The sequence below is a fragment of the Streptomyces sp. URMC 126 genome (assembly GCF_051386555.1).
Lineage (GTDB): Bacteria > Actinomycetota > Actinomycetes > Streptomycetales > Streptomycetaceae > Streptomyces.
The window spans coordinates 1-12,992 of sequence record NZ_JBPQTX010000207.1 but is presented as its reverse complement, the minus strand read 5'-3'; the positions used below and the strand labels follow the sequence as shown (position 1 = coordinate 12,992).

Here is a 12,992-nt window from a genome sequence, read left to right as displayed (position 1 = left end):
GGACACGGCGGCCCCGGCGGGCGACGCGGGCGGGGCCGCGCGGGACCGCGCGGGACCGCGGGGGACCGCGGGGGACCTCACCCCACCCGCCGCAGCCGTTCCGCCGTGACGGTGCGCAGGAACGGTGGAACGGCCAGGGCGACGGCCGCCGCGAAGAACAGGAACGCGGCCCGCTCTCCGCAGCCCTGCGCCAGCAGCCCCGCCGCACCCGCCCCCAGCGGCATCGCTCCCCAGCTGAGCAGCCGGTAGGCGCCGCTGTAGCGGCCCATCATCGCGTCCGGGACCAGCTGCTGGGCGATCAGGCGGGCGTTGACGGTCCACAGAGTGCCGCCGAGTCCGCCGAGGAACGCGGCGGCCGCCACGGCCCAGGGGCTGTCGGTGACCCCGGGGACGGCCACCATCAGGAAGGTGGTGACCAGATCCGCGAGCAGGGCCCGGCGCCGGCCGAGCAGGCGGTTGACCCAGGTGACGGTGAGGGCACCGGCGAGCCCGCCGAGCCCGAGGGCGCCCACCAGGACGCCGTAGTCGCCGGCCGAGAGCCCCATGCGCCCGGTGGCGAACAGCGGCATCAGGGCCGTCCAGGCGCCCCAGCTCGCGCAGAGCACCGTGAGGGTGAGGGACATGGTCCTCAGCAGCGACTCCCGCCACAGGAACCGCAGCCCGTCACGGATCTCCCGATGCACGTCCGGGCGCGGCCCGGCGGCGGGGCCGGCGGGGCCGGGCGGGTCGGCATGATCGGCCGGGTCGGCGGGACCGGGCTGACCTGCCAGGACAGTCGGGCCGACGGAACCGTTCGTACTAGCCGCACTATCCGAACCGGCTGAACCGGCCAAGCAATTCAGGCCGGCCGAGCCGGTCGGGACGGGACGGAATCGGCCGGCCAGCAGCAGGAGCAGGGCGCTGCCCGCCGCGTAGGCGACCCAGGCGGAGCCGAGGGCGATCCCGGTGCCCACTGCCAGCAGCAGGCCGCCGACGAAGGGACCGCCGAACTCGTTGGCGGCCGTCTCCGCCCCGGCCAGCCACGCGTTCACCCGCTCCCGGCGAGCCGCCGGTATCAGGGCGGGAACGAGCGCCGCCGCCGCCGTGAGCGCGAGGACTTCGGCGACGCCGAGCACGAGGGCGGCCCCGAGGAGGACGGCGATGCTCCCCCGCCCCGTCGTCACCGCCGCGGCGAGCGCGCCGACGGCGAGCAGCCGCATGCCGTCCGCGAGCCACAGCAGCCGCCGCCGGTCGGTCCGGTCGGCCAGGACGCCGATGTGCAGGGCCGTCAGCAGCCACGGCAGCGTCAGGGCCAGGGAGACCGCCGAGACGAGCGCCGGGGACGTCGTCATGCGGGTCGCCAGCAGGGGCAGGACCACCTTGGTGACGCCGTCCGCGAGGTTGGTGACGACGGTGAACACCGGCAGCACGACGGAGTTGCGTCGCCCGGCGGTCGACCCGGGTGCGGGCCGCCCTTCGATGGCGGCGCCCTGCGCGATGCTCACGATTAACCCCCTATTGGCGATGACCGGTTAGCGAGACCGGAGCCTGGCACGGCGGGCGGCAACCCGTCAACCGGTGACAGCGATAGCCGGTTAAGCTGTCCGGGGAGGTACGCAATGCGCGAAGCACCGCCGGCCGCCCTGCTGATCGAGGCGTTCGTCAACACCGTCGACGTCGAGCAGGGGACCGACGACCTGCCCGGCCCGGCCGAACTGGCCGCCTGGCTCCGGGAGCGGGGACTGCCGGCCGGAGACCCGGCACCCGGCACCGACGACCACCGCCTAGCCCTGGCCCTGCGCGCCGGACTCCGGGAGGAACTGGGCGTCCACGTCGGCGACTCCCCCGACCCCCGGCTCGTGGCGGACGCGGAGGCGGCGCTGACGGCCCTGCCGTTGCGCGCCGTCCTCCGCCCCGAGGCCACGGGCGCCGCCCTCGTGCCCGACCCGGACGCGCCCCCCGCCCGGCGCGCGCTGGGCGCCCTGGCGGTCGCCTGGAGCGAACTCGTCGTCACCGGCGAGGCGGCCCGCCTCAAGCGCTGCGCGGAGCACGGCTGCGCCTGGGTCTTCTGGGACACTTCCAAGAACCGCAGCCGCCGCTGGTGTTCGATGCGAGTCTGCGGCAACCGCGCCAAGGCCCGCCGCTACGCGGCCCGGCAGGCCGCCGAACCCTGAACACGGCCGCCGGCCCACCGGCAACCTGCGTCCGAAGGGGCGCGAGCCGAACACGCGGCCCCGCCTGCTGCGGTTCCCAGCCCGTTCCCGCCACACCTCCGACAACCGTACGCGCGTCCATGAGGGCGCGGGCCTGCCCGCACGGCAGCCGGACCAACCCGGTGTCCGGGCACGCGTCGCGCAGGCTGACGACTTTTCCGGACCCGGCCTCGGGTACGGCCCTTGACCAACCGGGGCAGCAGGCGGGCGGTGCCGGCATCCCAGTAGACGGGCTCCATGACGTAGCCCCCGCGCGAGGCACGGCGGCGTCGGGTGCGTGGCGCTTCGCGCCCTTGGCCTTAGCCAGGGCCCTGCACGCGGCGACGTCGATGTTGACGCCGAGGATCTCTCTCACCCACGCGACGATCTCCTAGAGCATCCGCCACAGCGTCTTCTCCCGGAGGTGGACGTCGCGTCGAGCGATCGGCCGGCCGACGGCTTCTTCGAGCGGGCCGGGGTCTCCGAGTCCGGCGGCGGCATCCGCTCCACCCAGGGCGGGACAGCCGGGCCGTCGTACCCGCGCTCGGCGCACCAGCCCAGCCATGACAGCAACACCGACGCCCGCCGGGCGTTCCACGTGTTGACCACGGCCTCGCCACACCGACGTTCGAGGACGCTGCCGACCTCGTCATCCACGACGGTCACGAGCGGGCGAGCCGCGCCGATGCGTTCGGCGGTCTTGCCGACGCCAATTCCGTACCCTTCCCGACGGGCAGTCGTGCGACGGCGAGTGCAGCTCCCCCCTCTGCCACAGATAACGGGCCCCTTCACGCACGGTCCCGAGAGCAGCGCCGCGCAGGCCGTGATCAGCGATGTTGGTAAGGATGGCTATTCGTCAGGGGTGAGTTCCGGAGCCAGGACGGTGCTCGCCCTCGGGGGCCAGGGCACCGACGCCATCGGCGAACAGCCGTGGCAGCTGATTCGCAAGCACGGAGGGCGCGGCCGTGGGGTGGACCGGCAGCCAGGTGGCGGTGCTCAGAAGAGGGTCACCTTTCGCATTCAGTGGCGCGCAGCCCCAGCCACGGTGGCCACCCCTCGTGCCCCAGAAAACCACGATCCCATGGCTCCACGGCCCGTGTTCCAGGGCCGGGTCGCCTTCCGTCCAGTACAAAGCGGTGCCGCCGGACTCGTCCCATCGCTCAGTCGGGGGGATGCCGGCATCGGTGAGCGCTTCGGCCACGGCTGTGCAGTACCGGCGCCGCTCGGCGTAGTCCACGGTTGGCTCCCCGTCGGTGCCGTCGGCGTTCATCGATGATCCTTGTGCTGGGCCGGAACGCGGTCACGGTATGCGCGCCATGTGTCGAACGCGGAGTGTGCTGACTCCGTGGTGAGGAAGTCTCCCGATCCGGTCACGAAGGCACGTGCGTCCAAGAGCGCGCGGATCTCCCGCCCGGTTCCGGCGGGTCCCAGCCGTCGGCGATCTCGTCTATCGACTCCGCCTCGGGCGGACAGCGCACGATGAAGACGTCCCAGCTCATGCGGTCAACGTAGCGCCTGGAGGAGAGCGCGCAGCGCTTCGACGTGATCCCTTTCGCTTCCGAACAGCCGCTCGCTGACGGCCGTCCCCTCCTAGCGGGGATCGTGCGACATACTCCAGGAAGAACCGCACGTGGCCGTGGAAACCGCCGATCGTGGAATGCGACCGTTCCCGCTCGCCACTCCTGGCATGCCCTCGAAGACCTGAGTAACCGGGTGCAACAGCGGGGCGCCGCCAACGATGAACAGTGACAGTGTCGCCCCCGGCACGTTCCACGAAGTACCGGACTCCCAACACGCCGCGAGTGGAGCGAATGAATCGTTCACGAGATGCGGCGAGCGACCTGACCGTCCTACGCGGCTCAGGTTCTCCCGCCGGGGACGGTGGCGGCCGCTTCGGCGTACGGAGACGGGTGCCCGCGTGCCCTGCCTCGGCCGGCCGCTTGGCGACCTCCGGCGGTGCGCCCACGACGTGCCCTCCGGAGGCGTTCACCGCCTACGGCGGGGCGCCTGCGCGCCGTACTCGACTGACCGGCGAAGGGCGCGGGCACCCGTCCCCAGGCCGGCCCGATGCCTCCCAGCCCCCGCCGAGCCGCTCGGATTCATGGGGTGGGCGGCGTACGGCTCAGGACTCCCGTTCCACCGCCTGTCTCCGGCGCCCGCGTCAACGCCCGCCTCGGCGCCTTCCCCTGGTCGGGGATCGGACCGGGCGCCTGCGGCGTCGCGACGAACTCCTGGTCTCCATCGCGGAGGGCCGCGGCCGAGCCGCTCGGCTTCTGTAGCGGTCAGCCGAACTCCTACAAGCCCGCGATGGCCCGCAACGCGGCGAGGTGACGACGGTAGACGGACCTCCCCTCGTCGGTCAGAGCGAGCCAGGTGCGGGGGCGTCGCCCCACGCGCCCCTTGGACACCGCCACCCAGCCGGCTCCCTCCAAGGTCGCGGCCTGCTTGGACAGCACCGAGTCGCTGATGTCCACGAGGTCGCGTACCGCCCCGAACTCGGCCCTGTCCACGGCCGCGAGGGCCGCGACGATCGACAGACGAACGGGCGAGGAGAGCAGCGGAACCAGTTCGTGCCGCGGGTGCCGGGAGACAGCGCTCACCGTACGGTCCCACGCAGGGCACCGGCGGCCGGCGGCAACGCGCAGGCCAGGGCGCCCAGAACGGCGAGCGGGACACTGCCTGCCAGGACCGTGGCACTGAGCAGCACGGTACCGACGTACAGGGCCGCCCAAGCGCCGACCACGGCCAAGTGCCGACGGGTGAAGTGCAGCGGGACGACCGACTGCTTCCCCGCGTACCAGGAAATGGCCATGACCAACGTGGCGTTGAGGACGCCGACGACGGTCGCCGCGATCGGTCCGCGCCAGAGGACGACGGTGGGGACAAGCAGCAACTGCCAGCCCGTGAAGACCCATAGGCAGACGGCATACCACCCGCTCCGATGCCGGGCTGCCGTCGCGTAACGCTCCGCATCGCGCAACCGGGCCATGGAATCGTCGCGGTCGTACATACGCGCCCCCTTCTGCCGACCGGCCAGGCGCGTCAGCGTGCCCGGCTCTACGGTTGCCATCGTGACAGCTACTTGCCCACATGGAAAGTAATCAGGGACAGGCATCCGCCGCGATGTCGGTGCCGTCTCCTGACGCGGTCTTGATCACCCCTTCCCTAGGCTGAACCGTCTGTCGGGGCCGGGCCGTTCACCGGCCTCTCGAGGAGCAGGAGGTGTGGCGGAATGGCCGGTGACGTGCGGTCGGCTCTCCGGTGGCGGGTGGGGGTGGTGGCGGCCCTGATGGTGGCGGCGTTCACCTTCAACACGGTGGAGAACCTGCCGATCGGGCTGCTGACGCTCCTGTCGGACGACCTGGACGCCTCGCTGGGGGCCGTCGGGATTCTGGTCACCGGCTACGGTCTGACCGTGGCCGTCGCCTCGCTGCCGCTGGCCCACCTCACCCGTTCCGTCCCCCGCCGCCACCTGCTCGTCGCGCTCCTCGCGGCGCTGGCGGCGGCGAACGCGGTGGCCGCGGCCGTTCCCTCGTACGGGCTGCTGTTCTGCGCGCGGGTGGTGACGGCGCTCGCCCAGGCGCTGTTCTGGGCGGTAATGGGGCCGGTGGCCGTGGGACTGTTCCCGGAGCGGGTGCGGGGGCGGGTGCTCGGGGTGCTGTCCGTCGCCGGGTCGCTCGCCATGGTGCTGGGCGTTCCGGCCGGTACCTGGCTGGGCCGGCACTACGGCCGTGCGGCGCCGTTCGCCGTGCTGGCGGGCGCCGCGGTGGTGTCCCTCGTCCTGATCGCCGCCCTGCTGCCCGCCACCCGCCCGGAGGAAGGGCACGGCTCGCGCGGCACGCGTCCGGACCGGCGCCGTTTCGGGATCGTCCTGGCCACCACGGCGTTGTCGGTCACGGGCGCGTTCGCCGGATACACCTACGTGGTCGAGTTCCTGGGAGAGGTGAGCGGCTTCTCGGACGATTCGGTCAGCGCACTTCTCACCGTGCCGGGCGTGGCGGGCGTCGTCGGGGTCTCCGTCGCGGGGCCGCTACTGGACCGCTGGCCGCGCGCCACGCTGGCCGTTCCGGTCGGCACCCAGGCGGCCGGGATGCTGGGGTTGTACGCGTTCGGCGACCGGCAGGCGGCCGCCGTGGCCTTCCTGGCGCTGCTCGGCGCGTCGTTGGGGCCGGTGTTCATGGCGACGCAGGCCCGGATCCTGGAGTCCGCCCCCGGACGTACGGAGGTCGCCCTCGCCGCGAACTCCGGCGCGTTCAACGCGGGGGTGGCCGTAGGCGCCCTGCTCGGCGGCGCGCTGCTGCCCGCAGCGGGCGTGCGCGGCACTTTCCTGGCGGGCGGTCTGCTCACCCTGGCGGCGCTGACGGTCCTGCTGGGCGAACGACTGCTGCCGGCCGCCGCGCCGCGCGGGCCGGCGGTCTCGACTTGAACGACTCGAACGGCTTGAACGGCCTGAACGAGTCGAGTGCGTGACCGCCCGATGAGCGTGAGCGGCCGACCCTCGCGTCGCGCGAGACCGGCCGGGAGGTCGGAAATCACTGTGCCGTCGGCCTGCCCTGCCGAGCACACTGGGAACATGAACGACGGCAGAACGGTACGGATCTCCAAGTACCTCTCGAAGCACCTGCGCCACGCCCCCGAGCGCATCGGCATTCGGCTCGACGCGGCCGGCTGGGTGCGGACCGACGAGCTCCTGGCCGCCGCCGCGGCCCACGGCTTCCCCTTCACCCGTGCCGAGTTGGACCCCGTCGTGGCCGTCAGCGACAAGCGGCGGTTCGCCGTGGAGGGGCAGCGGATCCGGGCCCGGCAGGGGCATTCGGTGCCCGTGGACCTCGCCCTGCCGCCCGCCGAACCACCGCCATACCTGTACCACGGAACCGTCGCGCGCTTCCTGCCCGCGATCCACGCCGAGGGCCTGCGCCCCATGGGCCGCCATCACGTGCACCTCTCCCCCGACCGCGAAACCGCCACGCGCGTGGGCGCCCGGCGCGGCACACCCGTCGTCCTCGTCGTCGACTCCGGCGCCATGCACGCCGCCGGGTACGTCTTCCACGTCACCGACAACGGCGTGTGGCTGACGGATACGGTCCCCGCCCGCTACCTGCGCTTCCGGTCGGGCGACGGCTCCGGCGGAGGGGAGGGCGCCGGAAGCGGAGGAACCGCCGGGGGTGAGAAGGAGACCGGGGCAGGAGACCGGGGCCGCGCGAAGGCGCCGTGCCCGCTCCCGACGCCCCAGCAGGTACGCGGTGACCGTCGAGTCCTCCGCAGGGTCCGGAGTTTTTCCCGCCGGCCGGGGCCCCTCTCCACGGCTCGGAAGAGGTGGCGCCCGTACCCCCGTGCCGGGCGCCCAGGGTTCATCCTGGACCCGTCCAGCCTCCCCGCGCTGATAATTTCCCGGTGCGGACGGTCCTGTGATCGCCGCTGGGCTTGGCGAACGGGCGGGAAGCGAACGGTATTTGGCGCAGGCGTGCAGGGTGACGTCCGACTGCGTTCGGACCGGGTTCTCCGAGCCCGGCGTGGCCGCTCCGCCGGGGCGTCGGCACCACCGCGCCGGGGCGGGTGCCGCCGGTGCGGTACGGGAAGGGGCCCCGGGTGGGGTGGGTGCGGCGCCGGAGGGGCTCCGGGCCCGGTAACCCACCGGCGCGGGCGGCGCCCCCGAGTGTTGGCCGCGCGCCGATCACCCGTTGGCGTCGTCCGAACGCGCCCGTACCCTCACCTGTTCAGGAGCCGCGGGCAGCCGACCGGCGGGCGGGAAGGCCCCGAACGCGGAAGCGGCCCCGTGAAGGGGCTCCGGGCGGCGCCCCAGTCCGCGCACCCGAGTCATGCGGTCAGCGTTCACGTACCGCCTCAGCCGGGATTCGGCATCGGCCCTGAGGCCGCCGCCGGCCGGGCCTCCGCCGCGCGGGCCGGGCGCGCGGCCGCCGTCAGGTCTCCCTCCGGCGGCCGTAGCCTAACGCGGCGGGCGCCGGACGGCGGCGTCCGCCGCTGCCCCGTACGGTGCAGGCGGAGGCAGCACGGCACAGGACGCGACACGCACGCGATACGCACCCGCTACGCACCGCGCTGATTGGGGGCCGGGGCGGCCGCTCCGCTAGCCTGAGCGGCACGATGAAGCGTTTTTCCACGTCATGGGGCGTATTCGACCTCGCCCGCCATCCGGAGGACCCGCGCGACCGGCTGTTCGCCTGGGACGCCGCCGACGAGTACCTGCTGAACCACCTCGCGCAGGGCGACGAAGGCCCGGTGGACCTGTCGGGCGACGTGGTCGTCCTGGGCGACCGCTGGGGTGCGCTGGTCACCGCCCTCGCCCCGCACCGCCCCACCCAGATCACGGACTCTTTCCTGACCCAGCAGGCGACCCGCGCCAACCTGGAGCGCAACGGCCTTCCGGCGGACTCGGTGCGGATGCTGTCCACGCGGGACACCCCGCCGGAGCGGATCGACGTCCTGCTGGTCCGGGTGCCGAAGAGCCTGGCCCTGCTGGAGGACCAGTTGCGGCGGCTGGCGCCCGCCGTGCACGAGGGGACGACGGTCGTCGGCACGGGGAAGGTCACCGAGATCCACACCTCGACGCTGAAGCTGTTCGAGGAGATCCTCGGCCCGACGCGGACGTCGCTCGCCGTCAAGAAGGCCCGGCTGATCTTCTGCTCGCCGGATCCGGAGACCGCCCGGCGGCCCAGCCCGTGGCCGGTCGAATACACGCTGGGCCCGGACGCCGGTCCGGCCGCCGGGCTGACCGTGGTCAACCACGCGGGCGTGTTCTGCGCGGACCGTCTCGACATCGGCACCCGTTTCTTCCTGAACAACCTGCCCCGGCCGCGCGGCGGCGCGCGCGTGGTGGATCTCGGCTGCGGCAACGGTGTCCTGGGCACGGCCGCCGCCGTGGCCGCCCCGGACGCCGAAGTGCTGTTCACGGACGAGTCGCACCAGGCCGTCGCCTCGGCGCGGGCCACGTTCCGGGCGAACGCCGGGGAGGCGCGGGCGGCCGAGTTCGTCGTCGGCGACGCCCTGTCCGCGGTGGTCCCGGCCTCGGTGGACCTGGTGCTGAACAACCCGCCGTTCCACTCGCACCAGGCGACGACCGACACCACCGCCTGGCGGATGTTCACCGGAGCTCGCCGGGCGCTGCGCCCGGGCGGTGAGCTGTGGGTCGTCGGCAACCGGCATCTCGGCTACCACGTCAAGCTGCGCCGGATCTTCGGCAACTCCGAGGTCGTGGCGAGCGATCCGAAGTTCGTGGTGCTGCGGGCCGTCAAGCGGTAAGGCTCGGGGGCAGCGGCGGTGCGGGAGCCGCGCCGGGGCCCGTCCAGCGGCCCCGTCCCGTCCAGCGGCCCGATCCCGTCGAGCGATCCGGTGGTGCGGGGAGGGCCGCGCCCCACCGAGGCGGTCCGTCGCCGCGTCAGTGGGCCGGGTCCGGCAGCGCCTCCGCCTCCACCCGGGGCAGGATCAGCGCCCCCGCCACGATCATGAGCACTCCGCAGACCTCGGGGACCAGCCACCAGCCGGTGCGCACGTGCTCCTCGTACACCAGGAGCCCCAGCGTCAGGCTGACGAGCGCGTCCCCGAGGGTGAGGGCGGGCTGGGAGGCGAGCAGTGGTCCGGACTCCATGGCGTTCGAGAGCAGGAAGAGGGACGCCGCGCCCGCGGCGGCGAAGGCGTACGTCTGCCAGCAGGTGAAGAAGGCGCCGGCGCCGTGCCGGGCGAAGGTCACGGCGGCGTCTTTCATCAGGGCGGCGGTCAGGGCGTAGCCGACGGCCGCGGCCGAGCCGAAGAGGGCGGCTCGCGCCTTGCCCCGGGGGCGCGGCAGGGCCGCGGTGACACAGGCCGCCATGGCGGCGGCCGCCGCGGCCAGCGCGGCCAGCCAGCGCGCGGTGCCGACGCGCACGTGTTCGCCGCCCGGCGCGGCGGCGGTCAGCGCCAGCCCCAGCCCGGCGGCGACCAGCAGGATCGCCGCCCAGCCGTACGCGGGCAGCCGGCGGCGGAATACGGTGCCGGCGATCAGCAAGGCGAACGGGAGTTCGCTGACGAAAATGGGCTGTACGAGGGAGAGGGAGCCGAGGGAGAGCGCGAGCGCCTGGAAGACGGCGGCGCAGAGGACGGCGGCGATCCCGGCGAACCACACGGGGTGGCGCAGCAGGTCGCGGACCAGGCGGAGGCTGAAGGCGTCGGCCTTCGGGACGGTCCGTGCCGCCGTCCGTTGCAGCACCACGGCGGTGGCGTTGCTGACGGCGGCCAGTACGGCGAACAGCACCGTGAGGACGTCTGTCACGGGTACCCCTCCCGGGCGGTGGGCGGTCGCGCGTGCCGCGGTGGTCATGCGCCACGGTCGCAGAGCGCGCCGCCCCGGGGGCCCCGCGGCACCGCGGGCGGCGCACCCGTCACACGATCAGCCGTTCGTCAGTCCGCCCCCCGGGACGGCCGGTTGCGCGCTTGTGCCCGGGCCGGGCGCGCGCGGAGGGTGGCGGTACCGGGTGCACCGGCCCGGCGGGTGCTCGCCGAGGAGAAGAGGAGGACAGTGTGATCCACATCAGTGAGACGCTGGCGCTCCAGACGATCGAGGACTTCCTGGACGCGGAGGAGCGGGTGCGGCTGGCCAAGTTCGTGGACGCCGACCCGGTCGCGTCCCGGCGGCCGGCGCGGCAGGGGGACGTCGTGCCCGCTCCGGCCGGAGCCGAGGAGATCCTCCGCCGGGCGACGGAACGGGCGCTCCCGGCCATCCGGCGCGCTCTGCCCTCGGTGCGGGACGCGGGGTCCTGGGGTTACACGGAGCTCTGGCCGGGAGACGCGGTCCCCACGCATCTCGACGGCATCCCCTCCCCCGGCGCGGCGCCGCGCAGGATCGGCCGGATCGGGGTGTCGGTCGCCGACGCGGACGAGGGCGGGCTGTTCTACGTGGAGACGACGTCCAGTGGCGTGCCCTGGACCGGCGAGGTGGTCGGCGAGGCGGAGGGCTTCGCCCCGGGTACGCCCCTCACCCGTCGCCTCCCCCACCAGACCGCCGTCGGCGGCGGTCACGCGGCGGAGCCGGGGTGGCTGTCCCGCACTCCGACGACCCGGTGGACGACGGCGGCTCCGGCGGGCGTCGCGGTGGCTTACGGGTCCCAGTTGATCCACGGCGTCACGCCCGTCGTGCGGGGCCGCCTCAGGAAGTTCGTCGCGGACCTGCTCGCCTGAGGGTGTCGCACGCCGTGGCCCGGCCGGGAGCGGGCGCATCCGCGCCTGCCCGGGCCGGGCCGGGGCACCCCCACCCCGATCCGACCGGGGCTCCACCGGACCCAACGGAATCTCCACCGAACCCGACCGGACCACCTCCACAGGCGACCGGCCAACGGATCGTGGCACCACATGACCGCGGCGGAGCCCCACGGAGGCAGCGCACCGCGGTGGTACCGACGAACGCGCCCCGGCCCGCCCACCGCGCCGGGGCGCGGGCCCGCGACCGGCGGCTCGGCACTCGGCGCCGGCGCGTCAGATCAGGGCCCTCGGCACAGGCCGGTCAAGACCACCCGCACCAGCCGGTCCAGGCCGCCCGCACCAGCCCGTCAGGCTGCCCGCGCAGACGGGCGGCGCAGCGCTCCGCTCGCCACCGGCGCCAGGTCCGGTGGCGATGCCGACGCCGCGCCGCTCCCACGTCGCTGCCGACGGCGGCCGGCCCACTGCCGGACAACACCGGCACGGCCGACGGATCGCCTCATCTGCCCGGGCCGACTCGACCCCGGCCCACCCCAGGACCGAGAACCACACCCGGCCGCCGACCGGGCGCGGCCGGAACCGCGTCCACACCCGTGCCCGAGCCCCTCACCCACCCCACCTGCCAGGCAGAGCCCGCCAAGCCCACGACGGCCGGGCCACCAACGGCCGACGCTAGCCCGCCCGGCACAGCCCGCCCGGGCGCCTCGCCGCTCCCACGTCGCTTCCGGCGGCCGCCGGCCCGCTGCCGGACCACACCGGCACGGCCGGCGGATCGCCTCATCTGCCGGCCGGCTCGGCCCCCAGCCGACCCTCGGACCGAGAAGCGCACCCCGCCGCCGTCCGAGTGCGGCCGAAACCGCATCCGCACCCATGACCCGAGTCCCTCACCCACCCCGCCTGCCGGGCGGAGTCGTGCCGGCCGCAACGGCCAACGCTGGCCCCGCCCGGCACAGCCCTCGCGGGACCCGGCCCGGCACAGGCCGGCTCGCCCCCGGCCCGCCATCAGGCCGCAAAGCGCCCCCGGCCGCCGACCGGATGCGGCCGAAACCGCATCCGCACCCATGACCCGAGTCCCTCACCCACCCCACCTGCCAGGCGGAGGCGCGCGGCCCGCAACGGCCGGGCTTTCAACGGTCGACGCTGGCCCGGCCCAGCTCAGCCGCCCGGGACCCGGCCCGGCACAGGCCGGCTCGCCTCGCCGGCCCGCCATCAGGCCGAGAAGCGCGCCCCGCCGCCGACCGGGCGCGGCAGGAACCGCGCCCGCTCCCATGCCCCGAGCCCCTGACCCACCCCGGCGGTCGGGCGGAGCTGGTCAGACCGCGACGACCAGGCCCGCAACGGCCGACGCCGGCCCGGCCCGGTGCAGCCCGGCCCAGGCACCTCGCCGCTCTCGCGTCGCTTCCGGCGCGGCCGGCCCGCTGTCGGACCGCACCGGCCGGGCCGGCGGATCTCCTCACGCGCCCGGGCCGGCTCGGCCCCGGCCTGCTCTCCGGCCGAGAAGCGCACCCCGCCGCCGACCGGGCGCGGCCGGAACCGCGTCCGCGCCAGTGCCCGAGCCCCTCGCCCACCCCGGCGGCGCCGGGCGGAGCCGGCCAGGCCCGCAGCAGCCGACGCTGGCCCGGGGAACCCGCC

At 74.7% G+C, this 12,992-nt stretch carries 10 protein-coding genes and 2 pseudogenes; 5 read left to right on the top strand and 7 right to left on the bottom strand.

The features are described 5' to 3' along the window. Window positions 1-77: 77 nt before the first annotated feature. Window positions 78-1,487, bottom strand: coding sequence for an MFS transporter (locus ACSNOK_RS22760; RefSeq protein WP_436782602.1), 1,410 nt, complete (start codon window positions 1,485-1,487; stop codon window positions 78-80). Window positions 1,488-1,598: 111 nt separating this feature from the next. Here ACSNOK_RS22760 and ACSNOK_RS22755 point away from each other — a divergent pair, with 111 nt between their 5' ends. Continuing rightward, window positions 1,599-2,153 carry a CGNR zinc finger domain-containing protein gene (locus tag ACSNOK_RS22755; RefSeq protein WP_436782601.1) on the top strand — a complete coding sequence of 185 codons (555 nt, stop codon included), beginning with the start codon at window positions 1,599-1,601 and terminating at the stop codon, window positions 2,151-2,153. A gap of 73 nt (window positions 2,154-2,226) precedes the next feature. Here the strand turns inward: ACSNOK_RS22755 and ACSNOK_RS22750 are convergent. The 5 genes and pseudogenes from ACSNOK_RS22750 to ACSNOK_RS22730 form a co-directional block, all read right to left on the bottom strand. Further along, a pseudogene (locus ACSNOK_RS22750) lies at window positions 2,227-2,948 on the bottom strand (site-specific integrase); the annotation flags it as partial. 79 nt (window positions 2,949-3,027) lie between these two features. Continuing rightward, window positions 3,028-3,441, bottom strand: coding sequence for a hypothetical protein (locus ACSNOK_RS22745; RefSeq protein ID WP_436782600.1), 414 nt, complete (start codon window positions 3,439-3,441; stop codon window positions 3,028-3,030). A gap of 100 nt (window positions 3,442-3,541) precedes the next feature. After that, window positions 3,542-3,670, bottom strand: coding sequence for a hypothetical protein (locus ACSNOK_RS22740; protein WP_436782599.1), 129 nt, complete (start codon window positions 3,668-3,670; stop codon window positions 3,542-3,544). Between the two features lie 795 nt (window positions 3,671-4,465). Then, window positions 4,466-4,771, bottom strand: coding sequence for a transcriptional regulator (locus ACSNOK_RS22735; protein ID WP_436782598.1), 306 nt, complete (start codon window positions 4,769-4,771; stop codon window positions 4,466-4,468). Beyond that, on the bottom strand, window positions 4,768-5,241 hold the full coding sequence (locus ACSNOK_RS22730; protein ID WP_436782597.1) for a hypothetical protein: 474 nt from the start codon (window positions 5,239-5,241) through the stop codon (window positions 4,768-4,770). The genes ACSNOK_RS22735 and ACSNOK_RS22730 overlap by 4 nt, the downstream gene beginning before the upstream one ends. Before the next feature lie 162 nt (window positions 5,242-5,403). On the opposite strand from ACSNOK_RS22730, the gene ACSNOK_RS22725 reads away from it, so the two are divergent. The 3 genes and pseudogenes from ACSNOK_RS22725 (at window position 5,404) to ACSNOK_RS22715 (ending at window position 9,431) form a co-directional block, all read left to right on the top strand. Continuing rightward, entirely contained in the window at window positions 5,404-6,597 is a 1,194-nt protein-coding gene (locus tag ACSNOK_RS22725; protein ID WP_436782596.1) for an MFS transporter, read from the top strand. A 147-nt stretch (window positions 6,598-6,744) separates the two neighbouring features. Beyond that, window positions 6,745-7,278, top strand: a pseudogene (locus tag ACSNOK_RS22720) (RNA 2'-phosphotransferase); the annotation flags it as partial. Between the two features lie 998 nt (window positions 7,279-8,276). Next, entirely contained in the window at window positions 8,277-9,431 is a 1,155-nt protein-coding gene (locus ACSNOK_RS22715; protein ID WP_436782595.1) for a methyltransferase, read from the top strand. A 136-nt stretch (window positions 9,432-9,567) separates the two neighbouring features. On the opposite strand, the gene ACSNOK_RS22710 is transcribed toward ACSNOK_RS22715, so the two are convergent. Then, window positions 9,568-10,437, bottom strand: coding sequence for a DMT family transporter (locus ACSNOK_RS22710; protein ID WP_436782594.1), 870 nt, complete (start codon window positions 10,435-10,437; stop codon window positions 9,568-9,570). A gap of 248 nt (window positions 10,438-10,685) precedes the next feature. Between ACSNOK_RS22710 and ACSNOK_RS22705 the strand changes: the two genes are divergently transcribed. After that, window positions 10,686-11,342, top strand: a complete 657-nt coding sequence (locus tag ACSNOK_RS22705) for a hypothetical protein (protein ID WP_436782593.1) — start codon at window positions 10,686-10,688, stop codon at window positions 11,340-11,342. The last annotated feature ends 1,650 nt before the right edge of the window (window positions 11,343-12,992 follow it).

Excerpts from the sequence above, each read along its gene's own strand:
- ACSNOK_RS22755 (WP_436782601.1), top strand. The coding sequence starts at position 1,599 with ATGCGCGAAGCACCGCCGGCCGCCCTGCTGATCGAGGCGTTCGTCAAC.
- ACSNOK_RS22745 (WP_436782600.1), bottom strand. The coding sequence starts at position 3,441 with ATGAACGCCGACGGCACCGACGGGGAGCCAACCGTGGACTACGCCGAG.
- ACSNOK_RS22740 (WP_436782599.1), bottom strand. The coding sequence starts at position 3,670 with ATGAGCTGGGACGTCTTCATCGTGCGCTGTCCGCCCGAGGCGGAGTCG.
- ACSNOK_RS22730 (WP_436782597.1), bottom strand. The coding sequence starts at position 5,241 with ATGGCAACCGTAGAGCCGGGCACGCTGACGCGCCTGGCCGGTCGGCAG.
- ACSNOK_RS22725 (WP_436782596.1), top strand. The coding sequence starts at position 5,404 with ATGGCCGGTGACGTGCGGTCGGCTCTCCGGTGGCGGGTGGGGGTGGTG.
- ACSNOK_RS22715 (WP_436782595.1), top strand. The coding sequence starts at position 8,277 with ATGAAGCGTTTTTCCACGTCATGGGGCGTATTCGACCTCGCCCGCCAT.